Annotated in this window: 21 protein-coding genes; 9 read left to right on the forward strand and 12 right to left on the reverse strand. The window is 42.1% G+C overall.

Going from position 1 to position 26,722, the window contains the following annotated elements; translation table 11 throughout:
• Positions 1-21 precede the first annotated feature (21 nt).
• The 8 genes from F896_RS03735 to F896_RS03700 form a co-directional block, all read right to left on the reverse strand.
• Positions 22-1,422 carry an efflux transporter outer membrane subunit gene (locus F896_RS03735; protein ID WP_016164740.1) on the reverse strand — a complete coding sequence of 467 codons (1,401 nt, stop codon included), beginning with the start codon at positions 1,420-1,422 and terminating at the stop codon, positions 22-24.
• 258 nt (positions 1,423-1,680) lie between these two features.
• Positions 1,681-3,669 carry a MacB family efflux pump subunit gene (locus F896_RS03730; protein WP_016164741.1) on the reverse strand — a complete coding sequence of 663 codons (1,989 nt, stop codon included), beginning with the start codon at positions 3,667-3,669 and terminating at the stop codon, positions 1,681-1,683.
• A gap of 1 nt (position 3,670) precedes the next feature.
• On the reverse strand, positions 3,671-5,014 hold the full coding sequence (locus F896_RS03725) for a MacA family efflux pump subunit (RefSeq protein WP_016164742.1): 1,344 nt from the start codon (positions 5,012-5,014) through the stop codon (positions 3,671-3,673).
• Positions 5,015-5,122: 108 nt separating this feature from the next.
• Entirely contained in the window at positions 5,123-5,953 is an 831-nt protein-coding gene (locus F896_RS03720; RefSeq protein ID WP_016164743.1) for an SIR2 family NAD-dependent protein deacylase, read from the reverse strand.
• A gap of 45 nt (positions 5,954-5,998) precedes the next feature.
• Complete coding sequence (holA, locus tag F896_RS03715; protein ID WP_016164744.1) at positions 5,999-6,994, reverse strand: DNA polymerase III subunit delta; 996 nt, start codon at positions 6,992-6,994, stop codon at positions 5,999-6,001.
• Between the two features lie 9 nt (positions 6,995-7,003).
• A complete protein-coding gene (lptE, locus tag F896_RS03710) occupies positions 7,004-7,513 on the reverse strand; it encodes an LPS-assembly lipoprotein LptE (RefSeq protein ID WP_016164745.1) in 510 nt (169 codons plus the stop codon).
• 90 nt (positions 7,514-7,603) lie between these two features.
• Positions 7,604-10,243 carry a leucine--tRNA ligase gene (gene leuS / locus F896_RS03705; RefSeq protein WP_016164746.1) on the reverse strand — a complete coding sequence of 880 codons (2,640 nt, stop codon included), beginning with the start codon at positions 10,241-10,243 and terminating at the stop codon, positions 7,604-7,606.
• Between the two features lie 143 nt (positions 10,244-10,386).
• Positions 10,387-10,734: a DUF4124 domain-containing protein gene (locus F896_RS03700; protein WP_016164747.1), complete on the reverse strand. Its 348-nt coding sequence runs from the start codon at positions 10,732-10,734 to the stop codon at positions 10,387-10,389.
• Between the two features lie 508 nt (positions 10,735-11,242).
• On the opposite strand from F896_RS03700, the gene F896_RS03695 reads away from it, so the two are divergent.
• The 4 genes from F896_RS03695 (at position 11,243) to F896_RS03680 (ending at position 17,367) form a co-directional block, all read left to right on the forward strand.
• Entirely contained in the window at positions 11,243-12,967 is a 1,725-nt protein-coding gene (locus F896_RS03695) for an acetolactate synthase 3 large subunit (RefSeq protein WP_016164748.1), read from the forward strand.
• Positions 12,967-13,458, forward strand: a complete 492-nt coding sequence (ilvN, locus tag F896_RS03690; protein ID WP_004804329.1) for an acetolactate synthase small subunit — start codon at positions 12,967-12,969, stop codon at positions 13,456-13,458. The genes F896_RS03695 and ilvN overlap by 1 nt, the downstream gene beginning before the upstream one ends.
• Positions 13,459-13,582: 124 nt before the next feature.
• Positions 13,583-14,599 (forward strand): ketol-acid reductoisomerase, encoded by a 1,017-nt coding sequence (ilvC, locus tag F896_RS03685; protein WP_004655853.1) that lies wholly within the window; start codon positions 13,583-13,585, stop codon positions 14,597-14,599.
• Between the two features lie 704 nt (positions 14,600-15,303).
• Complete coding sequence (locus F896_RS03680) at positions 15,304-17,367, forward strand: putative bifunctional diguanylate cyclase/phosphodiesterase (protein WP_016164749.1); 2,064 nt, start codon at positions 15,304-15,306, stop codon at positions 17,365-17,367.
• A 68-nt stretch (positions 17,368-17,435) separates the two neighbouring features.
• Here F896_RS03680 and F896_RS03675 read toward each other — a convergent pair whose 3' ends face one another.
• From F896_RS03675 to F896_RS21155, 3 genes are all read right to left on the reverse strand, one after another.
• Positions 17,436-18,581, reverse strand: coding sequence for an alpha/beta fold hydrolase (locus tag F896_RS03675; RefSeq protein WP_016164750.1), 1,146 nt, complete (start codon positions 18,579-18,581; stop codon positions 17,436-17,438).
• A 386-nt stretch (positions 18,582-18,967) separates the two neighbouring features.
• Complete coding sequence (locus F896_RS03670) at positions 18,968-19,399, reverse strand: GNAT family N-acetyltransferase (RefSeq protein ID WP_016164751.1); 432 nt, start codon at positions 19,397-19,399, stop codon at positions 18,968-18,970.
• A 110-nt stretch (positions 19,400-19,509) separates the two neighbouring features.
• A complete protein-coding gene (locus F896_RS21155; RefSeq protein ID WP_016164752.1) occupies positions 19,510-19,743 on the reverse strand; it encodes a hypothetical protein in 234 nt (77 codons plus the stop codon).
• A gap of 248 nt (positions 19,744-19,991) precedes the next feature.
• On the opposite strand from F896_RS21155, the gene F896_RS03660 reads away from it, so the two are divergent.
• The 4 genes from F896_RS03660 to arsB all read left to right on the forward strand — a co-directional run bounded on the left by F896_RS03660 (position 19,992) and on the right by arsB (position 22,245).
• Positions 19,992-20,219 (forward strand): hypothetical protein, encoded by a 228-nt coding sequence (locus tag F896_RS03660; protein WP_004804339.1) that lies wholly within the window; start codon positions 19,992-19,994, stop codon positions 20,217-20,219.
• Positions 20,220-20,411: 192 nt separating this feature from the next.
• A complete protein-coding gene (gene arsC, locus F896_RS03655) occupies positions 20,412-20,837 on the forward strand; it encodes an arsenate reductase (glutaredoxin) (protein WP_032882494.1) in 426 nt (141 codons plus the stop codon).
• Between the two features lie 40 nt (positions 20,838-20,877).
• Entirely contained in the window at positions 20,878-21,198 is a 321-nt protein-coding gene (locus tag F896_RS03650; protein WP_016164754.1) for a metalloregulator ArsR/SmtB family transcription factor, read from the forward strand.
• A 6-nt stretch (positions 21,199-21,204) separates the two neighbouring features.
• Positions 21,205-22,245, forward strand: coding sequence for an ACR3 family arsenite efflux transporter (gene arsB, locus F896_RS03645; protein WP_016164755.1), 1,041 nt, complete (start codon positions 21,205-21,207; stop codon positions 22,243-22,245).
• A gap of 343 nt (positions 22,246-22,588) precedes the next feature.
• Here the strand turns inward: arsB and F896_RS03640 are convergent, their stop codons facing one another.
• Positions 22,589-23,683: a helix-turn-helix domain-containing protein gene (locus F896_RS03640; protein WP_016164756.1), complete on the reverse strand. Its 1,095-nt coding sequence runs from the start codon at positions 23,681-23,683 to the stop codon at positions 22,589-22,591.
• 262 nt (positions 23,684-23,945) lie between these two features.
• Between F896_RS03640 and F896_RS20885 the strand changes: the two genes are divergently transcribed.
• Positions 23,946-26,722, forward strand: a 2,777-nt coding sequence (locus F896_RS20885; RefSeq protein ID WP_016164757.1) for an ESPR-type extended signal peptide-containing protein, incomplete at its 3' end; no start/stop codon positions are given.

Below are 26,722 nucleotides of genomic sequence, written 5' to 3' on the forward strand. Positions count from 1 at the left end.
CGCAAAACAATAGCGCTAAGGCTATTGTTTTGGCAGTTCTTTTACAGGACTTCCACCCATGGCTTGCATTAATGTCACATAGGCATTGTATTGATTTTGCTTGGTTTCCACCAAGCTGAGTCGTGCATTACGTGTGGTTTCCTGCGCATCCAATAAGTTCTTTAACGCAATTGCACCATTGCGATAACGCACTTCGGTTAAACGTTCTGTCTTATCTGCTAGCTCAACATTACGTTGCTGTAACTGCACTTGCTGATTCAGTTGAGTGCGATTTGATAATGCATTTTCCACATCGGCAAAAGCTTGATACAGCGTTTGACGGTATTGGGTAATGGCTTTTTCATATTCAAGATCACTGATCGCAATATCTTTCTTCATATCATTATATTGAAGGAAAGGCAGGCTAAGGCTCGCACCCAAAGTTAAAGCAGGATTCTTTAATAGTTGCGTTAAAGAAGTGCTAGATGAGCCGACATTCCCAGTCAAATTAATGGATGGATAGTAGCTGGCTTTAGTCGCATCTTTATTGGCTAAGGTCTTACGCAAGCGTAATTCAGAGGCTTGTAGGTCTGGGCGACGCGATAAAATATCAGCAGGGAGTCCGACCGCGATATTCGGTAGAGCATTGCGAGGTAACTGCGCAGGCTCTTGAATATTCAGTTGTTGTACTGGTTCATGCAGCAGCACTGCAAGTGCAGTACGTGCTTCAACACGCTGCTGCTCAATCTGACTGAGGCTGGCTTTTTGGCTTTGTACCGATTGTTCAGCTTGGGTTAAATCCAAACCAGATACTGCACCTGCTTTATATTGCGACTGTACCAAAGAATAGGTTTTTTGAGTCGAGGCTAAATTCTGCTGAATGGTTTGATAGCGTTCATTCAGATAACCCAACTGCCAATACAGTTTGGCTGTTGTTCCAACTAAGCTTTGAGCCGTGGCTTGTAAATCTTGTTCAGTGGCCAAAGCTTCCCATCGGCTTGCTTCAGTTTGACTGGCAAGCTTGCCAAATAAATCGAGTTCATAGCTGACGCCAACGCTAGTCGATAAACCACGATCAGAACCATCGCCAGAACGCAGATCAATATTATGACCTGCGGAAACACTAGAACTGGTTCGAATCCCTTGTTTATTTTCAGCCAGACCTGCTTGTAGTCGAGCTTGTTGTAGGGTGATGCCTGCAACACTTAAGTCACTATTTTTAGCCAACACTTGATCGACCAATTGATTCAACTGGGTATCGTTAAATAGCGTCCACCATTGATCAGTTAGATTCACATTTTTACTTTTCTGTGCATCGTATTGGAACTGTTGTGGCACTTGGACTGTTGGGGCGTTATAGGGTGTTTTGACGACGGCAGAACAGCCAGCTAATGATGTGCTGAGACAAAGTGCAAGTGCGATTTTATGTTGTTTGAATAACATTGATCGTCATTCCCTTAATAATTTGAAAGAGCATGATTATCGAGACAGTGTCTTATCGAGTTCTCATCCATTTTCAGTTTAAGCCTTCGGCTCGACCTACTTTTCTTTCGGGAAAAGTAGGCAAAACCATCGTCATCCGCAAAACCTGTTCTATTTTTTCATTTATCTAACTTCTCGCAGAAACAATATCTTGTTGATACCACGCAGGTTGCGGATGACATTCCCGAGTATCTTACTTCTGAGATCAATTTTTGCTGGTTATTCTCTCGCTAAAGCAGCAACTGGATCGAGTTGTGCTGCATTTCGTGCTGGCAAGAAGCCAAATACAATACCAATCATGCTTGAGCAGACAAAGGCTGCAACAATTGAGGTGGTTGAATAACTCATCTCAATCACGCCTTTGGCAAAGTGTCCGATGATCTGTCCAATGCCTAAAGATAGCAGTACACCCAAAATACCGCCCAATAAACAGACCAGAATCGCCTCAATTAGGAATTGCTGCAAAATATCGCTTTGTCGAGCACCGACCGCCATACGTACCCCGATTTCTTGGGTACGTTCAGTCACAGAAACCAGCATAATATTCATCACGCCAATACCACCCACCACCAAGGAGATGACAGCAATCGCTGAAATCAGCAAGGTCATGGTTGCAGTGGTTTGCTGGATGGTTTCACGAATACTGTCAGAGTTTTGGGTAAATACATCTTGTGCGCCGTGACGCTGTTCCAGCAAGGTCAAAATCGCATTTTCAGCGGCGCTGCTTGGGTATTCATCTTTGATACGGACGATGATGCTACGTACATTGGATTGCCCCAGCATACGGCTCATGACCGTGGAGTAGGGCAGATAGACGTTGAGACTGTCTGAACTCATAAAGCCTTGTTGGGCATCAATCACACCAATAATCCGACTCGGTACGCTACCTAAAAGAATGACTTGGCCTACGGGATTGGTGCCATCTGCAAAGAAAGTCTTTTCGGTATTGGTATCAATCACCACATCCTGAGCACGTTCAGTCACACTTTCTTTGTCAAAAGGCTGCCCCGATTTAAAGGTCAGACCACGGACATAGAAGAAATCAGAGCTGACCCCATTTACGGTTGCTGCTGCTTCTGTGTCCTTATAACGCAGGGTCAAACTGGTATTGGCAGAAGGACTAACCCCATCGACATAGGGTTGTTCGGCCAGTGCTTCGGCATCGGCAGGTACCAGTGTTTTGACTTGCGAGGTCCGTGAGTTATCACCAAAGCCACGACCTTGATACACGGTAATGGTATTGGTACCCAGGCTACTGATATTTTCTAAAATTTGCTTCTGCGAACCATTCCCCAGTGCTACCACCGAAACCACGGAGGCGATCCCGATAATAATCCCGAGCATGGTCAAAAAAGTCCGCATACGGTGCGCATTCATGGCGAGTAATGCCATGCGGAATGCTTCACCAAGACGGTCGAAGAACGAACGCCAAGCGGAGGTTTTCTTCTGCGGGTTACGCTGTAGCGTTTGATGTTCGAGTTCGGAATCATCATGTTCAGGCGTATTAGCACGGTCTGAAATAATATTACCGTCACTGATCTCGATAATACGGGTCGCATTCTTGGCAACATTCAGGTCATGCGTGACCAAAATGATGGTATGGCCTTTGGCATTCAGCTCACGCAAAATGCGCATTACTTCGATACCGCTATTCTTATCCAATGCACCTGTTGGTTCATCGGCAAGAATCACATCGCCACCATTCATCAACGCGCGTGCAATCGACACACGTTGTTGTTGACCACCTGAAAGTTGGCTTGGTCGATGGTGTAAACGCTCTTCTAGCCCAAGTTCCGATAACAGTTCGGCAGAGCGTTCTTGGCGAAGATGGCTGTCTACGCCAGCATAAATTGCAGGAACTTCAACGTTACCAGAAGCACTGAGATCACCCAGTAAGTGATAACGCTGGAAAATAAAACCAAAATATTCACGACGTAATTGTGCCAGTTCATCTGGTTCTAGTTGGCGTGTTTCTCGACCATTGACCTTGTAACTTCCTGCGCTGGGCTTATCAAGACAACCCAAGATGTTCATCAGCGTGGATTTACCCGAACCTGATTGCCCAACAATCGCAACCAACTCACCTGCATAAATTTTTAAATCAATGCCTTTGAGGATTTGTACAGTTCCTTCACCCGCAGGAAATTCACGGGTGAGGTGACTGACCTCAAGCAGTGGTTGTGATGAATGTGTTTGATTTTGAGTCATATTACATTCTCATTGCACGTTGGTTGCTACGTTTTGCTGCTTCATTTGAACTGTCTGAGGCATCTGCAATCACCACTTGATCACCTTGTTTCAAGCCTTTTAACACTTGTGCGGTGACACGGTTATTCAGGCCAATTAATACAGGTTGTGGTTGAGCCGTACCATCAGCTTGTAGGACACGAACCATACCCGTTGAAGCTTTACCTTGTGCAACCAGCGCTTTTTCTTCTTCACTGAGCTCTAGGCGTTTTGGACGTTGTGCCTTGTCAGCATCAGATTTTTTCGCTTGATCAGCCGATGGCGCAGCATTGGCTTGGTTACCTTTACCACGGTTGCCACGTTGGGTTTGAATAGCAGCAGCAGGCACAGTCAGCGCATTCTTCGCTTCTGCCAACACAATATAAACTTGTGCCGTCATATCAATACGGAGTTTGCCATCTTCATTTGGTACATCAAACAGTGCATTGTAGTACACCGCAGCATTTGACGTTGAGGAACTGCTACTACTTGTCGTTTCGGTATTAATTGAGTTTGGTGCAGGTTCAACTTGGCGTAATTTGGCGTAATGTTTTTTATCGCTATTACCTAAAGTCGTGAAATAAACGGTTTGTCCTTTTTCAACCTTCATAACATCGGCTTCAGAAATCTGTGCCTTGATGGTCATGGTGTCGAGTTTTGCTAATTTCACGATGGTCGGTGCAGTTTGATTGGCGTTAACAGTCTGACCTTCTTCAGTCACAATCGCCACAATAGTGCCATCCATTGGTGCAACAATGCGGGTATAACCCAAATTTTCTGTAGCGGTTGCAAGGGTTAGGCGAGATTGTTCAATCTGTGCATTGATCGATGTAATTTGAGCTTGTGCTGTTTTAAAGTTAGCCAATGCTGTTTCCAGTTCAGCACGCGAGGTTGCATCTTGGCTAAACATTGCTTGTTGACGTTTGTATTCAGCTTCTACCTTGGCAAGATTGGCCTGTTGAACGGCCAACTGAGCTTGTTGGTTTTTAATATTGGCATCGGCTGTTTTGCGTTCATTTTCTTGGCGTATTGAATCAATTTGGGCAATCAGTTGACCTTGTTTCACTTGGTCGCCCAGTTGCACATACATCTTTTTGACCTGACCTGAAACCTGCGCACCGACACTAACCATTTTAGTCGCCTCGAGTACACCTGTTGCCAATACTGAATCTTCAATATCACCACGTGAAACTTCGGCACTAATATACTGTGGTGTTTGCGCTTTAGGTTTAAAGAACATCCATCCAAGTGCTGCAATAATCAGCACCCCAATAACGATCATGATAATTTTACGAGGCTGGATTTTTTTAGCGTTTGTTTTTGGCATGGCAGCAGGTCAAAAGTGAAAAACTGGACTTAGTATAAAAGTGAAATAAGGATAAAGCGTGAATATTTTTAATCTAGAATGAGAATTATTTGCTATTTTATCGATAAGTTATTCTATAAAAATCTGATAAATACTACGAATGCCCTGTTCAGCAGTTATCGCGAGGGCAATACCACCATGTACAGGAAGTGCATATTCACGCGGATTAATTCGAATTAGATGAGGCGAAAATCGTTCACTAAAATAACGTACTGTTGGAATAGCTGTACCAGCACCCAGTTCAATAATTAAAGGACGATGGTGCTTATTGAGAAAAGTATCGAGGTGTTTCGCTTGTTGGGTATGACGTTGGCTAATCCATGACATATCATCAAACATTAAAATATTTGGTCGAGCCAAGCCCTTACAAATTGGACAATGAGGGAGTTCTCCTAACCATTGGCAGTCTTGATGATTAATCTCTGGTAGCAACTCATCTGCTGACCAAATGTCGTGCTGACATGCCTCTAGGCATTGCAGATGGTGAATTGAACCATGACATTCATAAATTTGATCAGGGTGAAAGCCTGCTGTTTGAAATTGCCCATCGACATTCGAGGTAAACACAAAAGTGGGCAGTGCGAATATTTCAGCCAGTTGCTGCAATTGTTGAAAGCCTGAATGTGGTGTGGTCTGACGATATAATGCCAAGCGATGTCCGTAAAATCCCCAAGCCAAACGTGGATGGCGTTTAAACGCGGCTGGATTGGCTATTTCAGTAAAATCGATGCGTTGTTTGCCAAGTTCAGGATAGGCTTGCCACATGCCTTGATTGCCGCGAAAGTCAGGCAGACCTGAATCGACACCCATGCCTGCACCTGCGCTGATGATCAGGCTGTCCGCATATTGGAATAGACTTTTGATCTGCTTGATTTGGTCGGGGCTTAAATGGAATGACATGCGTTGATCCATTATTCTTATTATGTGATGGAGAAGAGTGCTGCTCTAAGCAGGTTGAGCAAATAGGGTGGTACCACAAAGTTCAGCTAAGGCTTGTAGCATCAGATGTTCTGGATTTTCTTTGGACATACCTTTGATCGCTGCATCAATACGCAACAATAAATCAGACCAAGTTAGGAATTGTCTCGGATTTAAACGACGTAGTGCTTGTTGATATTGTGATACTTTGGTTTTCCAGATCCCGAGTTGAATCGCATTATGTGGCTGTTCAAACAATTGCATCAATAAGCGCATTTCTTTGCTTAGGGTCCATAAAATCAAACTATCAGGCTCACCTGCAGCGATCAGATATTGATAAATCTTGACCGACTGCGCCAAGTTTCCAGCAAGCAAGGCATCACTTAAATCATAAGTCGTATAACGCGATTGATCCTGTAAACAGGAATACAGTTGTTCAATCTGAATCTGTTGAATATCGGGGAAAGTATCCGCAACACGCATTAAACTGTTTTTAGCAGCCAACAAGTTATGTTCATGATGCTGCATTAGCCATTGCCAAGCATCATGATTCAGTTGAATACCCAGTTTTTCGGCTTCTATGCTTAAAATTCGTTGTCGGTCTTGTGGGTAAGTCGCCGTCAGCGCAACCACAACACCATTGGCTTCGACCACTTGGAAAAAAGCCGATTTTAAACTGCTGCTGTCTTGCTTCGGTAAAACAATCAGTAAGAGGTTATGTTCATTATGTTGAATATAGTTCTTAAGCAGTTTTAAGCCGTTGGCATCGGGCTTGATATTGCCATGCACTTCAATCGCGAGTTGTTGTGAAAATAGCGATAAACTGTTGAGTGCATTAAAGACATTTTTCCAGTCATTGACACTATTAATGTCATAACGCTGGCGTTCAACTTCTTGTTGTTGCCAGCTTTTACGGAAAGTGTCGAGCAGATTTTGTTCAAGCAAAGGCTCTTGTCCATGCATGATCCATGCACCGCGAGCCTCATCAACACGTTTTAACGCTTGAACATAATCTAGTTTCATAATGACAAATTAGGGTTGAGCTTTAGGTAAACGATTGGCTGCAATTTGACGCGTAATTTGCTGTGCGACATCATCAATCACAATACGATTTAGATAAGCTTCTTGTTGGTTATCCGTGTTGACCGTTGCCACGTCGTATTGATAGGTACGAGAAGCGGTTAAGGTACGTGGTTCGGTAATTTTCTTGCCTTGACGGTCTTCAATTTGGAAGGTTACGGTTAAACGTAGCAACACTTCTGTCAATTTACCATTTAGTAATTGGCGGCGAGGGGTGTAATCCAATATACGAAGCACATAGGCATCATTGGCATTACTCAGTTGAACACCGGTAGCGCTGAGATAAATACTGAGCTTATTTTCAAGTTCGCTGGTACTCGCAGGCATGGCGAGCGTGAGTTTGTTATAAACCAGTGGCACTGCTGTTGGATTACTTCCCTTTAGATGAAAGCCACAGCCGACTAAGCCTGCACTTAGGCCTAAAGTGAGTACGATAGCAGCTGCACGTTGCGCTAAGTGCATATTTATTCCTCGAATGAAATCTCTTCTAATCCCTTTTTCTTATTGAAGGGGGAAACCTCTCTTTTGTTGAAGAGAGGTTAGAAAGGATTATTAAACTACTAAGTTAACAAGTTTATTTGGTACCACAATTTCTTTCTTGGTCGGACCCGTCAAGAATTGTTGCACTTCTGGTAAGGCTTTTGCCAATGCCAATAACTCATCTTTTGAGATATCGACTGCGACGTCTAACTTACCACGAAGTTTACCATTCACTTGTACAACAATCGTTTGCGTATTACGGGTTAACGCTGACTCATCCACTTGCGGGAATTCGACCGTCGTTAATTCCAAACCAAACTGAGTTAACAAAGTTTGACTCAAATGCGGTGCAAATGGGGCAAGTAAAGTCAACAATGTGGTAATTGCTTCACGTGCCACAGCAGCATCATTGTCATCTTTTGCTTCGAACTTGTTGCTGGCATTGAGTAATTCCATCAATGCCGCAATTGCCGTGTTGAATGCATGACGACGTTCGATGTCATCACCCACTTTTTGGATGGTTTCATGGGTTTTACGACGTAAATCTTGCGCATCTTTTGATAAGTTTGCAGTATCGATCGTCGTTGCTTGATTGCCTTTTTCCAAGAAGCCAGCAGCCAAACGCCATACACGTTTTAAGAAGCGGTTAGCACCTTCAACACCTGCATCTGACCATTCTAATGATTGATCTGGTGGTGCAGCGAACATCATGAAGACACGAGCAGTATCTGCGCCGTATTGATCAATAATCGCCTGTGGGTCAATGCCGTTGTTTTTTGACTTCGACATTTTTTCTTGTCCGCCAATCACAACTTCCTGACCATCACCTGAATATTTCGCAGACAGGATACGACCTTTTTCGTCACGCTCTAATTCGATGTCAGCAGGGTTGAACCAAGTTTTCTTGCCGTTTTCTGCTTCACGATAGAAGGTATCTGCCAACACCATGCCCTGGGTGAGCAAGTTAGTAAAGGGTTCATTACCTTGTACCACGCCTTCATCACGCATCAACTTATGGAAGAAACGTGCATAAAGTAAATGCAAGATTGCATGTTCAACACCACCGATATATTGGTTCACTGGAAGCCAGCTTTGTGCTGCTTCAGGTTTCACCATACCGCCAGTAAAGTCTGGAGATGCATAACGTGCATAGTACCAAGATGATTCTACAAAGGTATCCAAGGTGTCTGTCTCACGACGAGCATCGCCGCCACAGCTTGGGCATTTGGTTTCGTAGAATTCAGGCATCTTATTCAATGGGTTACCAGAACCATCTGGAACCACATCGGTCGGTAATACCACAGGTAATTGATCTTCTGGAACAGTAACTTGACCACAGCTATTACAGTTGATCATTGGAATTGGGCAACCCCAGTAACGTTGACGAGAAACACCCCAGTCACGTAAGCGGAATTGAACCTTAGAATTAGCTAAAGCTTGTGGTTCTAATTTTGCAAGGAAGGCATCATAAGCAGCTTGGAAGGCTAAACCATCAAATTCACCTGAATTAACCAGTTTGCCATCTTTAGAACCGTACCATTCTTGCCATTCAGTTGCAGAATACGCTGCATCGTCAGCACCTTGGGCATCGATCACTTGTTTGATTGGCAAGTTGAACTTATTGGCAAATTCAAAATCACGTTCGTCATGCGCAGGAACCGCCATGACTGCGCCTGAACCGTATGACATTAATACATAGTTGGCAATCCAAACAGGGAGGTCTTCACCTGTCACTGGATGCTTAACAAATAAGCCAGTTGCCATGCCTTTCTTTTCAGCAGTGGCTAAATCAGCTTCTGCAACTGAACCCATACGACATTCTTCAATAAATGCAGCAAGTTCAGGGTTGCCTGCTTCTGATTGGAGGGCAGCTGCTTTCAGCGCCATTGGGTGTTCTGCTGCAACAGCAACATAAGTCACACCCATCAAGGTATCAGCACGCGTGGTATAAACGGTTAGGCCATCTGCATAGATTGCTGGATTCGCAGAAGGGAAAGTAATGTCCATCCCGGTAGAACGGCCGATCCAGTTACGCTGCATGGTCAAGACCTGTTGCGGCCAACCGTCTTTTAAAGTATCTAGGTCGTCTAATAATTCTTGTGCATAGTCGGTGATGCGGAAGTAATACATTGGAATATCGCGTTTTTCAACCAATGCACCTGAACGCCAGCCACGACCATTTTCAACTTGTTCATTCGCAAGCACAGTCTGGTCAACGGGGTCCCAGTTCACGGTTGAAAGCTTACGATAGATCAAGCCTTTCTTATAAAGTTGTACGAATAACCATTGTTCCCAGTGGTAGTACTCTGGTGTACAGGTCGCAAATTCACGATCCCAGTCGACAGACAGACCCAATTTTTTTAATTGGTCACGCATGTACGCAATGTTTTCAAACGTCCATTTTGCTGGTGCAACTTGGTGTGCAATCGCTGCATTTTCAGCCGGCAAACCAAAAGCGTCCCAACCCATCGGTTGTAATACTGTTTCGCCTTTTAAGCGATGGAAACGGCTGATCACGTCACCAATCGTATAGTTACGCACATGCCCCATGTGCAGTTTGCCACTTGGGTACGGGAACATCGACAGGATATAGCGATGTTTGCCCTCTACAGTGTCTGCAACTTTAAAAACTTTGCGATTGTCCCAGTCTTGTTGAACTTGAGGCTCAATGGCACTTGCTTGATATTCGGAGTCAATGTGAGAAGTCGTCATAGGGATATGCGATACAACAAAAAAGTAAAGTTAAGATTGCTGCACAGCATAGCGCAAAATTGTAGGAAATGTCAGTTTTTAGATCGGGATTTTATCTGCAAGGCCGCCGTGTTGAAGATGACCTTGCAGATTCTGAGCGCTATTTAACGCTCTGAAGATGCTGCGGCAGCTGGAGCGCTTTGAGGCTTAACCGAGTTAGTCGGAGAGGATGGCGCTGTCTGCTGTGCTTGCTGCGTTACATTCGGTGTGACTTCAGGATTCACTGGATGGCTTTGCTGATTCGTTGGATTTGTCATTTGGTGGCTATTGCCATACGTTGAAACTTTGTCCAAACGCTTTGCACCTTTGGGTGGTGGCGTGGTGGTGTAATGAGTAGAACCATTGGCATCGACCCATTTATAATATTGTTGCGCATAGTTTTGGCTAGAGCAGAGCAGTAGTGTTGTTGTCGCAATCGTATATAAGCTTGTTTTTAAATAAGATATCTTCATATTTGATCTCCCCAAGAGAATGCTGAATATATTCGATCAAAGTGCCTAAATAAGCAGTTTACAATGCCTATTTTAAAGCAAAAAGAAAATAGTTTTTTGATAAATGGGCGTTTAACAAGACCAAATTATTCTGTGAAATGTGTTTAAAAAAACGGCAGCTAAAAAATATTCGTTAAAATCCTTTTCTTTGTTCTTGACATTGCTTATGAAAGAAACAAGAATGCTTTCTCAAGTTTTATATGTGTTTATTTGATCACCCTTCGAATAAATGTCATGGCTTGCAATGGACATTCTTTCTAGCCGAGAGAATGATTTTTTGAAATATGCTTATCCCAGCACATTTTGATTCGAGATGTCATCAAGTTTATACGGCTGATGAGTCTCAGAAAATTTTTCCTATTGCAGCAAAAACGAGTAGAATACGCACACTTATAAGAAGTGCAAAAGTTAATGAATGAACACAATTTATGTCTCCCATAAATTGTGCAAAATACTAGGGTGAATCACGTTGGAACTTTTATCTGGTGGTGAAATGCTCGTTCGTGCGCTTGCGGACGAAGGCGTAGAGCATGTTTTTGGGTATCCAGGCGGCGCTGTATTACATATTTATGATGCGCTATTTCAACAAGACAAAATTAACCATTACCTCGTGCGTCATGAGCAAGCTGCTGGTCACATGGCAGATGCATACTCACGCGTAACAGGTAAAACTGGTGTGGTACTGGTCACTTCTGGACCAGGCGCGACTAATACAGTCACTCCAATCGCAACAGCCTACATGGACTCAATCCCAATGGTGATTTTGTCTGGTCAGGTTGCAAGCCATCTCATTGGAGAGGATGCGTTCCAAGAAACAGATATGGTTGGTATTTCTCGTCCAATCGTAAAACACAGTTTCCAAGTGCGTCACGCGAGTGAAATTCCTGCAATTATTAAGAAAGCATTCTATATCGCTTCGTCTGGCCGTCCGGGTCCAGTTGTTGTTGATATTCCGAAAGATGCGACCAACCCTGCAGAAAAATTTGCCTACGAATATCCAGAAAAAGTGAAGATGCGTTCATATCAACCGCCTTCACGTGGTCACTCAGGTCAAATTCGCAAAGCGATTGATGAGTTGATTACGGCTAAACGTCCAATGATTTATACGGGCGGTGGTGTTGTTCAAGGGAATGCATCTGGCTTATTGACAGAACTTGCGCATTTATTAGGCTATCCAGTAACCAATACCTTGATGGGCTTAGGTGCTTTCCCTGGTAACGATCCACAATTCGTGGGCATGTTAGGGATGCATGGTACTTATGAAGCCAACATGGCAATGCACAATGCAGATGTAATTTTGGCCATTGGTGCGCGTTTCGATGACCGTGTAACCAATAACCCTGCAAAATTCTGTCTCAATGCCAAAGTAATTCATATTGATGTTGATCCAGCAACCATTTCGAAGACGATTATGGCGCACATCCCGATCGTGGGTGCGGTAGAGCCAGTACTTCAAGAAATGTTGGCACAACTGAAACAAATGAATGTATCTAAGCCAAACCCTGAAGCAATTGCGGCATGGTGGTCTCAGATTAATGAGTGGCGTAAAGTACACGGCTTACGTTATGACGCTGGTCAAAATGGTGTAATGAAGCCACAGCAAGTGGTTGAGGCATTAGATCGTGTGACCAATGGTGAAGCGATCATTACTTCTGACGTTGGTCAGCATCAAATGTTTGGTGCGAACTACTACAAATACAAACGTCCACGTCAGTGGATCAACTCTGGTGGCTTAGGCACCATGGGTGTTGGTTTACCGTATGCAATGGCTGCGAAGCTTGCATTCCCAGATCAGCAAGTGGTTTGTATTACTGGTGAAGCATCGATTCAGATGTGTATCCAAGAATTATCGACATGTAAGCAATATGGCTTGAATGTGAAGATCCTTTGCTTAAACAACCAAGCTTTAGGCATGGTAAAGCAATGGCAAGACATGAACTACGAAGGACGTCATTCAAGTTCTTATGTAGATTCATTACCAGACTTTGCCAAGTTAATGGAAGCTTATGGTCATGTTGGTATTCAGATTGATCATGCGGATGAGCTGGAATCTAAGTTAGCTGAAGCGATGGCAATTAATGATAAATGTGTATTCATTAATGTCATGGTAGACCGTACAGAACATGTATATCCAATGCTGATTGCTGGGCAATCAATGCAAGATATGTGGTTAGGCAAAGGGGAGCGTACATAATGAGACATATTATTTCTGTACTCGTTGAAAATGAAGCTGGTGCGCTTTCTCGTTTGGTGGGGTTGTTTTCTCAACGTAATTACAACATTGAGACACTGAATGTTGCGCCAACCGAAGATGAAACCTTATCTCGTTTAACCTTAACGACTTATGGCGATGATCACAAAATTGAACAAATCACCAAGCAACTGAATAAATTGGTTGAAGTTGTAAAAGTGGTTGATTTGTCAGAAGGTTCACACATCGAACGTGAATTGATGTTGATCAAAGTCAAAGCCTTGGGTGCAGCACGTGCGGAAATTAAACGTACAGCTGACATCTTCCGTGCGCAAATCGTTGATGTAACACCAACGACCTATACCATTCAGATCGCAGGTACAACGGACAAGATTGATGGTTTTATTGATGCACTTGCAGAAAACACCATTCTTGAAGTTGTACGCTCTGGCGTCTCAGGCATCGCGCGTGGCGAAAAAGTTTTAACAATTTAAAAATCTCCTCCAACCCTTCTTTGAAAAGAGGGGGATCACCTTAAAAGGTAATCATGGGGGAGCCTACAAAAGATCTGTCCTTGCAGAACAAGGGAAATGACAAAAATTTTAGCGGAGAAAACAGATGCAAATTTTTTACGATAAAGACTGTGACTTATCAATCATCCAAGGCAAAAAAGTTGCAATCATTGGTTATGGTTCACAAGGCCATGCGCATGCACTTAACTTGAAAGATTCTGGCGTAGACGTAACTGTTGGTTTACGTGCTGGTTCTACTTCTTGGAAAAAAGCTGAAAATTCAGGTCTTAAAGTTTCTGAAGTTCCAGCTGCTGTTGCTCAAGCTGACTTAGTCATGATTTTGACTCCAGACGAGTTCCAATCTCAACTTTATCGTGACGTGATTGAACCAAACATCAAAGAAGGTGCAACTTTAGCATTTGCTCATGGTTTCTCTATTCTTTATAACCAAGTTGTTCCACGTAAAGACTTAGACGTAATCATGGTTGCTCCGAAAGCACCTGGTCACACTGTACGTTCTGAATATCAACGTGGTTCAGGTGTTCCTGACTTAATCGCGATCCATCAAGATGCTTCTGGTAATGCACGTAACGTTGCACTTTCTTATGCTTCAGGCGTAGGTGGTGGTCGTACAGGTATCATCGAAACTTCTTTCCGTGAAGAAACTGAAACTGACTTATTCGGTGAGCAAGCAGTTCTTTGTGGTGGTGCGGTTGAATTGGTTAAAATGGGCTTCGAAACTTTGGTTGAAGCTGGTTATGCACCAGAAATGGCTTACTTCGAATGCTTACATGAACTTAAGTTAATCGTTGACTTGATGTTCGAAGGCGGTATCGCAGACATGAACTACTCAGTTTCTAACAATGCTGAGTACGGTGAATATGTGACTGGTACTGAAGTAATCAACGAACAGTCTCGTGAAGCAATGCGTAATGCATTGAAACGTATCCAGTCTGGTGAATACGCGAAGATGTTCATCCAAGAAGGTGCGTTGAACTATCCATCAATGACTGCTCGTCGTCGTCAAAACGCAGCGCATGGCATTGAAGTAACTGGTAATAAGTTACGTGCGATGATGCCTTGGATTCAAGCAAACAAAATTGTAGATAAAGAGAAGAACTAAGTTCTAGTTTAATCTTTAAAAGCCCTTGTTTGTACAAGGGCTTTTTTGTTCGATAATCCTGATGTTACGTGCGTTAGCGAAGCATAGCTTCACTCTTACACAGGGGCCTTACGAAGCGATGCTTCTCATACTTTTCTATTTCCCTGCTCCTTGCGTAGGAGACCCTACTCAGGATTCAAGCGAACAAGATTGTAGACAAAGAAAAGAACTAATTTTTTCTAAGTCAAATAAAGACCCTTGTTTAAAATAAACAAGGGTTTTTTTTATGGGTTGTGATAACAGAGTTATAACAATGTAGCTTGAAAAATAAGCTTATATTGTTTATGTTTTGATCATGTTGCTGCTCATTTGCAGCTTTGATTCAGACTAAAAAGTGTTGCATGCTTTGGGGTATCTGCACGATTAAAAACAAACAAATTGAAATAACTTAAAAATTAAAATGATTTAGCAAAATAAAATGAGTCTTTTGGTAAAAAAAATGTAATAAAAAAACAAGACTTTTCATTGGTTTGAAATGAAAATGTGCTTTTATTCTATTGATTTATAAAGTGAAAAAGACTTGACCTTATGCTAGATGATGTTATTGTTAAGGAAAGTTTATGAATACAAGATTCATGGCTTCTTTGGGTGTGAAACGTCGTTCGGATTTCGGGCATTTTGCTCATCATATAAAAAAAAGTACTGAATAATCATGGAAGTCCTTTATGGTTCACGTTGATTACGATAGCACATTGGTCATCGTTTCCATTTTGGTTGCAGTCGCGACATGTTACGCTGCAGTTTCGATGGAAGAACTCGTTTTTAAAGGTGCTTATAAAAAGTTTGAAAAAAGCATTTTGGTTGCGAGTGGGCTAATCTTGGGGTTAGCGATATGGTCAATGCACTTTGTGGGAATGCTGGCTAGCCATTTGCCGGAAGGCTATCACTTTGATGTTAATTTAACTGTACTTTCTTATCTGATTGGCGCAGTTGCTTCTATTTTTGCTGTTTGGCTGACCTCAAGACCAACTTTGCCGATCCCACGCCTAATCCTTGGTGCTGTATTTATGGGACTCGGTATATCGGGGATGCACTATACCGGTATGGCTGCATTGAGCATTGAAAATCATGCAATGCATTATGACCCTTTACTGGTGCTGTGTTCTGTACTTATCGCAATCAGTGGTTCTGGTTTAAGTTTCTTTTTCATTTTTAAATATAAAACCGCAGTGACATACCGCACTTTACTCAAAGCAGTGGTTGCTGTGTTAATGGCGCTCAGTATTGTTGGCATGCACTATACGGGTATGGCCGCAACCTATTTTGATGAAAGCCTAGCGCAAATCCTGACCTCAGAACAGACAGAGCAAAGCGTCTTATTATTCACGATTATCTTTATTACCAGTCTGGTGTTGGTTGCAGGCTTTGCGGTTGCCATACTCGAAGCACGGTTAGAAGAACGCAATGAGCAACTTACACTCATCAACAAAGAGCTTGCGGCACAATCTTTACATGATGCGCTCACAAAGCTACCGAATCGTTTATACCTGACTGAACATGCTGAAGTGGTATTTAATCATCATCGTTTAAATGCTCAGAAAGCAGCATTTTTATATATTGACTTAGACCGTTTTAAATCAGTGAATGATGCTTTTGGTCATCATATTGGTGATCAACTCCTGATCCAGATGGCAAACCGTTTATACACTAAGCTCGGTGAGAATCATAAGCTGTTTCGTATTGGTGGTGATGAGTTTGTTTTAATTTCGGAAGATACAGATTTCAATGAAGCAATGCAGCTTTCAGAAGATATCTTGCATTGCATCCAAGAAACCTATTTGATTGCGGCAAAGGATATTAATATTTCTGCCAGCGTCGGGATTGCCATGTATCCTGAACATGGCACGAATGTTCAAGATTTGCTGATCAATGCCGATGTTGCCATGCTGATCTCAAAAGATCAGGGCCGTAATACCTATACCATGTTCCATTCGATGTCCGATCAGCAAGATGTACGCAGTCAGTCTAAATTGATCAATGATCTGTACAAAGCCGTCGATGAACAACAGTTTGTACTGTTCTACCAACCTAAATTTACATGCAATTATGAAGTCTGTGGTGTTGAAGCCTTGATTCGATGGAAGCATCCAACACTAGGACTGCTGACCCCGCAAATGTTTATTGAAGGGGCAGAGAAAACGGGCTTGATCATTCCAATGGGGTATTGGGCACTGGAACAAGCCTGTCAGCAAATCCAGAAATGGGAACGAAGTAATAGTCCGTTTTATCCAATTGCTGTTAATCTCTCTGCATTACAATTCGAAAATAAAAAACTCTTTAGTGTCCTCGAACAATTATTAGAACAATACCAAATCCAACCGCATCATCTCATTCTTGAAATTACTGAATCCACGGCTATGCATCATATTGATTCCAGTATTCGTACCTTGGAGCGTTTGCGTAAGCTTGGTATCCGCATTGCGATTGATGATTTTGGCACAGGATATTCGAGTTTCTTATATTTAAAAGATTTACCTGTCGATGAACTTAAAATTGATCGCGGCTTCTTAATTGATCTCAAACCAAATTCAAAAGAAGAAGCCATTCTAGAAAGTATTATCCATTTGGCTGCAAAATTGGGTTTAATTGTCACTGCTGAAGGGGTAGAGACCCAACAACAAGCAGATATTTTGACCAGTCTAGGCTGCAACCAGTTACAGGGCTATTTATTGGACACGCCTGTCAATGTTGAAGGTTTGGTATTGCATCGCTATCAGCATTTTGCATGATCAAGCGAGATAGCTATTAAAAAAGCTGCCGATAATGGCAGCTTTTTTTGTTCTTAGAGTGAAGTCGCTTAGTCAGAACGTGGTGCTAACCATTGCGTGACCACAGGCCAGACCAACTGTGGTGCTTGACTGCCTGAGACGAGGCCCATATGACCACCAGGAACAATTTCAAATTGCTTGTCACTGCTGCTGATTAAATCCATTAAGGGGCGTACTGCTTCTGCGGTGACGATAATATCGCTGCTGCCGCCAATCGCCAGTACTGAACAATCAATGTCTTTTAGATTCGCGCTTTGCTCACCAAATTGAACAGAACCGGTCGATAACTCATTATCAATCCAGAAACGTAAAATAATATCGCGCATCACACCACCAGGGTAAGCCAGCATATTGTCCACAAAGGAGCTTGAGGTGGCATGGTTAATCACAAATTGACGATCATCGAGATTCTTTAATAACTCCCAATAGTTTTTAAAGTTTCCAATCGGATCAGTGAGTTTAAACCCCAGTGTATTTTGCCAGCCATGAATATGAAATACACGGCTTGGTACTTGGTGAATACGGAATTTGGTATTACTGCGAATCCACTGTGCAGGAACAGTGAGACGCTGATAAAACTTGCCCATGTAACCTGATTTATGTGTGTTAATCGGTGAGGCCAAAATCATCAGGTTCTGAATATTTTTATCTTGTGATAAGGCGGTATAGCAAAGCGATAACGCGCCACCTAGACTCCATCCAAATAGTGACAGCTGTTGTTGACCACTATGCTCACGAATCTGTTCGATAAAGTCAGGCATAAAGGTTTTAACATATGTCCCCAGATTATATTTGGCTTGGCGTAGACTCGGCGTACCCCAGTCAATCAAGTACACATCAAAACCTTGCGCTAGAAAATAACGGACTAAGCTACGGTTAGGGAATAAATCGTAGATCAGCATATTGGCTGCTAGCGGTGGCACAATCACCAACGGAATACGATGCTTTGTGGTGTTGTCGGTCGCTGCTGTGTAGTGGCGCAGGCTAATGATTTCACGTTGGTACACAATATCAAAAGGGGTTTTGCCTGAGAGCGCGAGTTGCTGTCCACGTAAAATACGATCTCGTGCATTCGAGAAGATTTTGCGTGCGTGATGGCTCGCAGGGCTGTTCAGCATTTTTTGCGCAGTTCGTGTATTGAGAAAACTGCGTTTAACTTTTGGCGATTGAGTCATGTGAACCTAAAGCTCGAAGGTTGCTATTCAATAGGCGCATATTAGAAGAAAAAATAAATTTGCTCAGTGACTCATTTGCTTAACTTGTCTTTCAAAATGATCAATTCAGCTAAAAACCTAAGCCCAAATCTTAATCTGATTCGAGGAAATCTGGTAAAGCTGAGTTTACATGGTGGCGTATGAATCATTCTAAAAAGTGCTTTGCTCTGTTTAAGGCGAGTTACAGCGCGAGTAGGGTAAGCGTGTCGAGGCAAACCATTAATGCCGTAGCAAAGGGGCACTATGACTCCAGCGCCTATCTTTGGCATTTAAAACGGTCTGTGCATTTGCTCTCAGCATTAAGCAAGTGTTTATTTTGAGTAAGACTCAGCTTAATTCACTTTCGCTCAAGTTGTAATGTGTAGATGTAAAATCGGATAGGGGTTGCCTTGACCATCGAGTTCGGAACGATTCACAGTGTGGAATCCCATTTTCTTGTAAAAGTTAACTGCTTGAAAGTTTTGTTCATTCACATCGACTTTATAGATCTGAAGCTGTTGAACTGCAAAATTTACCAAGGCTTGACCAATCCCTGATCTTCGATACTCAGGCAGAATAAATAACATTTCAATGTTGTCATCGCTGGTACCCAGAAATCCGACAATCTGTTGATCAATCACGTATTTATTCAGCTGAACATGATGAAAATATTCATTCAAAATTAACGGTTTTAATTCAGCAATCATGGTTTCAGGTAAAAAATCATGGGTCGCTCGGACTGATTTTTCCCATATATTTAATAAAGTGAGATGGTCATCCTGAGACGCTTTGATAATCATGTCGTGACTACATTTAAAATATTTAGAGCTGTCAATTTTCTACTATTTGATTCGGAATTTCTATGTTTTAGTTCCGATAGGTAAATGATACTGACGCTGGGTGATTTAGATTATTCTAACTCGAGTTGGTGATCATCTTTGGTGACTTTAATTTTCAGTTTTTTATATTTACGCTTATTGGGATCAAGGGCTGAGTTTATGACCTCATTGGCAAAACGCTGATCTTGCATCAGTGTGCCATAGGTCTTATAACCTAAAACAATTCGGGTCGGCCGATAGCCATTTCTCGTTACATAATAATTAATGATGAGATCTAATTCTGTTAAAAGACATGTATCGTTCATTGTGAGATATCGCTTTTAGTGGCTTAAGCAGCATAGTCTATACAGGAAAACTTATCTAGCTGATGTTCATTGATTTTTGCTGAAAGTTAGAGCTGTCATAAAAGTGTCATCTAAAAACATTATCGTGATTTATATAATAAAAAATGAATAACAATAAAATTGATCAGCGATCAGCACTCATCGAAACAAGTTTAAATCATCATGGTAAATGAAGGGGAAGGGGTCTAGAAAAACGAGGAGTTGTTTATATGCAGAATAAAGTGCCCACAATACGAGACCAAAAACCACTGAATCATCGTTTGAATGTGTTACTTTCGGCTTATCAGGCCTTCTTAGTTGCTAAAGGTTTGGTGAACAGTGAATTTAGTCGTCTCATCTTTGTTGATAATTATACCCAAACCTTAAAATTCAAACTTTATGATGATGAACTAAAGAAGCAACTGATTGATGAGTTAGAACGATTTAGCTCGTTTTAGGATGTGTTTTCATACGTTATCAATCTAAAGCTTTCTTCGCCAAACAATAATCATTGAAAATTTATAAAATCTTATCCATATGACTTTAATCATATATTTTTAGGTATCTTCATTTGGTTCTAATATATGGATTTACATATATATGGAAAATCATATATATTGGTTTCATTCAATTTATTAGATCAGCACGTCATGTCAGACATCATCATTTATCACAACCCCGCGTGTGGTACGTCCCGCAATACTTTGGCTTTAATTCGAAATACAGGGGTGGAACCCACCATTATTGAATACCTTACGACGCCACCAAGCCATGATGAGTTGGTTGGATTGATTCGGGATGCACAATTAACCGTCAGAGAGGCAATTCGCCAGAATGTTGAGCCTTATCGTGAGTTGGCACTTGATCGGGAAGATTGGAGTAATGCTCAACTGATCGAGTTTATGCTTGAACATCCCATTCTGATTAATCGTCCTTTTGTGGTTAGCACGTTGGGCACACGTCTTTGTCGACCATCGGAACTTGTACTCGACATTTTACCATTCTCTCAAAAAGGCGCATTTCGCAAAGAAGATAGCGAACAGGTGATTGATGAACATGGTCAGCGAATTCAGTAAATAGGTGCCGCGAGATTACAGATTGAAAGGGGAGCGAGAAATGCAAGCTGTTGATTTTTTTAAATGCTTATCAGATGAAACAAGGTTAAATATCGTGATGTTGGTAGCTCAGCATCAGGAGTTGTGCGTCTGTGATCTGACTGAAAAACTACAATTAAGCCAACCGAAAATTTCGCGTCATCTGGCGTTATTACGTGCCTCGGGTTTGTTGCAAGATCGCCGTCAGGGGCAATGGGTGTATTACCGCATCAATCCACAACTGCCAGCCTGGGGGCATGAGATTTTATCGGTTTTGGATATGCAAGCTGTGACCCTATTTCCAGACCTACACAGCTTAGCACCCAAAAATTGTTGTGATTAAAATGCCATGAAAACACTTTCCTTTTTAGATCGTAACTTAACGCTCTGGATTTTTATCGCCATGGCTGTGGGCATTGCCATTGGTATTTTTATGCCACAAGCCTCAGTCAACTTAAACCAAATGAGTGTCGATTCAGTCAATCTCCCGATCGCAATCGGTTTGATTTTGATGATGTATCCACCCTTAGCCAAAGTGGATTATGCGGCCTTGCCACAAGTGTTTAAAGATAAGAAAACCTTAACTTTATCCTTGGTGCAGAACTGGATTATTGCACCTGTTCTGATGTTTGCATTAGCCATTATTTTTTTGCATAACTATCCAGAATATATGACAGGACTGATTCTGATTGGTTTGGCCCGTTGTATCGCGATGGTGCTGGTCTGGAATGGTTTGGCTTGTGGTGATAATCAATATGTCGCGGCCTTGGTTGCCTTCAATAGTATCTTCCAGATTCTATTCTTTAGTACTTATGCTTGGTTATTCCTCACGTTTTTACCGCCGTACTTTGGTATTGCAGGGCAAGTGATCCATATTGATTTTTGGACCATTACCCATGCTGTATTGGTGTATCTGGGTATTCCATTTTTGCTGGGGTTTCTGACTCGTTTGATCTTGGTACGCGCCAAAGGCTTAGACTGGTATCAGCATATGTTTTTGCCCAAGATCAGCCCGCTCAGCTTGTTGGCTTTACTGTTTACCATTGTGGCGATGTTTAGCCTGAAAGGTGGTGAGGTTGTGAGCTTGCCTTTAGATGTACTTCGTATCGCGATTCCATTGACCATTTACTTTGTACTGATGTTCTTTATCAGTTTCTTTATGAGTAAGTGGATAGGCAATGGCTATGCCAAAACTACAGCCATTTCATTTACCGCAGCAGGTAATAATTTTGAGTTGGCATTGGCAGTTGCGATTGCCACCTTTGGTTTGGCTTCACCAGTCGCATTTACCACGGTGATTGGGCCATTGGTTGAAGTCCCTGTCTTGATTGCGCTGGTCAGTGTGTCTTTGTGGCTAAAAAAGAAATATTTCTCTAATAGATTAGATTAACGCATCATTTAGAAAGTTATATCTAAAGTATAAATTAATAGGGGTGAAAATAAAAAGCCCCAGTTGTCTAATTCGGGGTATTGACAACTGAGGGTAAACTGGGGTGCTATAATATAGCTAATTTTATTTGATGATGAGTTTATTAACTCATTATCAATATTTTGTCTTGAATAAAAAGCCTCAGTTGTTTAATTCGGGGTATCAACAACTGAGGATGGAATTGAGTTTTTATAATGTATCTTCCTTTTTTAAATAATGGAATAGTTTAGGTGAAAAATGCATATTATGTATAATTTTTTGGTTAATGATGTTAAATATTAATTTTATCGATATTTAAAACATCTTATTCTTTATATATTTTCTTGGATTGCTGTATATAAAAACTTTTAATAGCAACTCGCTGCTCCCGAATATAATCACTTGGTTTTTTCCCCGTCCAACCAAAAAACGCTCTAGAAAATGCACTGATATGGCTATAGCCGAGTAAATCTGAGATCTCTTGAATGTTGCGGTTTGAGTCTATGAGCTTTTTGGCAAGTTCAAATTTCCTTGACTGGAGTAGGGCCGAAAAGGTTGTATTGGCAAGAGATAGCTCTCTTTTTAAGGTTCTTTCTGAGAGTTTTAATTTATGTGAAACCTCAGTTAGGCTCGGAAATCCAATTCCTGGAGTGAACTTAAGTTGTTGGTTGACTTTTAAAATAATTTTATTGTCTTGATCTTGATAGAAAAGAAACTCCTTATTCACCATTTCCATAGCAAGTGTATATGCGCTAGTCGAACTAAAGGTAAGGGGTAAATCTAAGCATTTAAGGTCGAAGCTGATCTGATTATGGTCTTGGTTGAAATGTATGATAGGTAGGCGTTTTTCATAAAGTGCATGATAGTCTTCTTTATCCCATGCAGCATGAATGTTGATCCCTGTTATATTGAAATTGGTGATCATCTGTAAGTTAGTAATAATATCAATCAGTGCACTTTCAATAAAAAAACGATTTATGATATTTTTATCGCTTTCATTTAAGTGGGCAGGAAGTTGATAAAGTGGGTTAAGCCGAAGAATAATTTTATTATTTTTATTGAGAATGGATAAATCCATTTTATGGATGCGCATACTATAATATTTTTGTAAATCAACAAGGACCTTCCCAATTGTACTGTTACTAATTAAAAGAAAGCCAAGCGAGCCGTGAACAGTGAGTTTACAATTTAAGCCAAACTGATAACCGACACCCTTGTTTGGTAACAATGCTAAAAGACGAATCACAATATCTGTCCATTGGTTAAAGCTTATCCGTTCATTGCTATTATTATCGGTAAGTAAAGATAATGGAATTTGGCACGCTCGAATGACTTCTCCTTTTGGGACACCGAAAGTCGTAGCGGTATCCACAAGTAATTTTAGATAATCATTGTGGATATTAAGCATTTGTTTTTTCATACATTTTAAATTTAACAATAAGATATTGAACAGCAAATACTTATACCGCAGCTTAAATATACAGTTGTGGTTTATCTTAAAAAAGTCCTATTTTGTTAAATATTTAACGTATATCTGTGATTTATTATTCCTGTATGGAATATTTCATATAATTTTATAAAAATGTGAAGTAATTGTTAAAAATACATATCAAACGTTAAGTGATTACTACTTTGTATTATTTAAATTTGTACAGATTAGAATTCTCTAAGAAGTACCAATTATGAACAAAATCTATCGCTTGGTCTGGAATAAAAGTCTAAACCTATGGACTGTCGTTTCAGAAAATGCACGCGGCGTAACAAAAAAACGAAATGTCACTGCAAATAGCTCAATCAAAACTGAGGCCTCATTATCTAGCGAACAATATCAACACGTTCTGCTTAAACCGAACTTAATTGCCATTGCATTAAGTTCCATTTTCTTTGGCTCAACTGCACTTGCTGCCGTGAATACGGGAGGTGGAAGTTCAAATAATGGTTCCAGTATGGCAATTTCACCGACTGCTGCACAGTGTGGTACAGGAGGTGAGGCTACGGTGAGCGGTGGCAATGGAACTGCTGTAGGCTGCGGTAATAATATTTCTGGGGCAAATGCAACTTATCAGCAAGGAATGGTAAACCGTCGGGGTGCGGGAAATGTTGCTTATGGGACTGGTGTAGCAACAGGAAATGCGGGAGGAGTATTTAGTTCCTCAACAGCTGTAGGTCGCCAAAATACCATTCGGGGGGTTGGAGGAGCTACAGTCGTTGGGGCTGCTAATAATTCAAGTACATCCTCAAACTTTCATAATGTTTTGATCGGACAGGGCAATAGTACTACAGGTACGGGTGGTTACAATGTTTTGATGGGAGTTGGCAACCAAGTAGTCGATGCTGCCAATGCAACGCCTGATGGTACTGGTGTCGGGACCAATAGTATTTCGATTGGTGTTGCTAACCGTGTAACGGGGCAAACAGCAATTGCATTTGGGCGCCAAAGCTATGCTGATGCAGATTATTCGATTGCACAGGGGAATACTGCGACTGTCAACAGTGGTGCAACTGGAGGGATTGCACTCGGTTATTCTGCAACAACCAGTGGGCAACGCGGTATTGCCATTGGGAGTAGCGACTCCACAACAAGAGATTATGACTTGGCTTCATCACCGCATGCTGCTGGTGTTGACTCGATTGCAATGGGAACTCGATCAAAAGCGACAGGTAATGAAACCATTGCTGTTGGTCGACAAAGTACCGCAACAAATACCCGAGATATAGCAGTTGGGCAAGGGGCAACCGCACAAGGGGTTACAGAAAATGGTGTAATTTTTACAGCAACTGCTGTAGGGCATAATGCAAGAGCGACAAATAAAAATACGATCGCATTAGGAGAGCAGGCAGTAGCATCAGGATCGACGGCATCTGCAGTAGGTGCTGCAGCAAGAGCAGAAAATACTGCATCTACAGCGATGGGAGCATTTTCTAAAGCAACAGCAAACTTTGCGACAGCAACAGGTAATTTTGCAGAAGCTTCGGGTGTGGGAGCAACAGTAACAGGTTCAAATGCAAAAGCTAGTGGTGAGACGGCAAGCGCTTTTGGTGCATTAGCAAATGCCTCAGGTGCTGAAGCGACAGCCATAGGTGCTGGTGCTCAGGCAAGTAGTGATTTTACTGTGGCACTAGGGGCAGAATCTCAAGCACGAAGTAATGGTGATATCGCGGTCGGTTTTAATGCAGGGACTGCAGCTGGCACAACTGGCGATAATATTGCTATGGGTAATGGTGTCACTACAGGTGCAACAGGAAAAAATGTAGCAATTGGTTCCGATGGTACTACAGCGAATTCAGAGACCACAGATGGTGGAGCAGTCGCCATTGGACGTGACCAGGTTGCCAATGGTGATGGTGCAGTTGCAATTGGCGATCCAAACAGAGCCAGCGGTAGCGGAGCAGTTGCTTTAGGTAAGGACAATACTGCTGCAGGTGATACAGCTGCAACCAGTATGGCGAATGGTGCGGTTGCGATCGGTAATACCAACCAAGCCATTGGTCAAGGTTCGGTCGCGATTGGTAATACTTCGGTTGCTGCGGCAGCAGGTGGTATTGCATTGGGGGATACAGCCAATGCACAGGCTAAACGTGGTGTGGCACTCGGTTCCAATGCAGTGGCAAGCAATGCGGATGATGTTGCACTTGGTTCTGGTTCGGTCACTTCAGCAGCTAATCCAACCGCCAATGGGACAGTTGGCGGTGTAAATTATAATTATGCGGGAACCACGCCAAGCAGTGTGGTGAGTGTTGGCAGTGAAGGTAATGAGAGACAAATTACCAATGTTGCAGCAGGTCGTGTCAGTGAAACAAGCACAGATGCTATCAATGGTTCACAGTTGTATTCAACCCAACAGGCTTTAGGAAATCTCGCTGAATCAACGGCCAACCATTTGGGTGGCGGTTCAGTTGTTAATCCAGATGGATCAGTGAGCGCCCCAAGCTATACCGTGAATGGCGTAGAAAGCAACAATGTAGGTGATGCTATTACAGCCTTGGACAAAGGTTGGAACTTACAAAGTAATGGTGCGAAGGCAGGTGCAATTAAAGCAACGGATACGGTAGATATTGGTACAGTCGAAGGCGAAGAAAACCTAACTGTGACTAAAGATGGCAACACCATCCAATATGGTCTAAATAAAGACCTGAAAGTGGATAGTGTGACCGCAGGTGACACGGTGATTAACAGCGATGGTGTCACCATCGCCAATGGCCCAAGTATCACCAAGTCAGGGATTAATGCAGCAGGCAACCCAATCACCAATGTTGGTGCAGGTGTGAACGATAGCGATGCAGTCAACAAAGGTCAGTTAGACAAGGCGGCAGCAGCTTCGAAAACTGAAGTGACCCAAGGTAAGAACATCACGGTTTCTAAAACAACGGGTGCCGATGGACAGGACATCTATGAAGTAGCGACAGCGGATGATGTGTCATTTGATTCAGTGCAAGTCGGTGACGTGAACATTGATGG

The organism is Acinetobacter genomosp. 15BJ (genome assembly GCF_000400715.1).
Lineage (GTDB): Bacteria > Pseudomonadota > Gammaproteobacteria > Pseudomonadales > Moraxellaceae > Acinetobacter.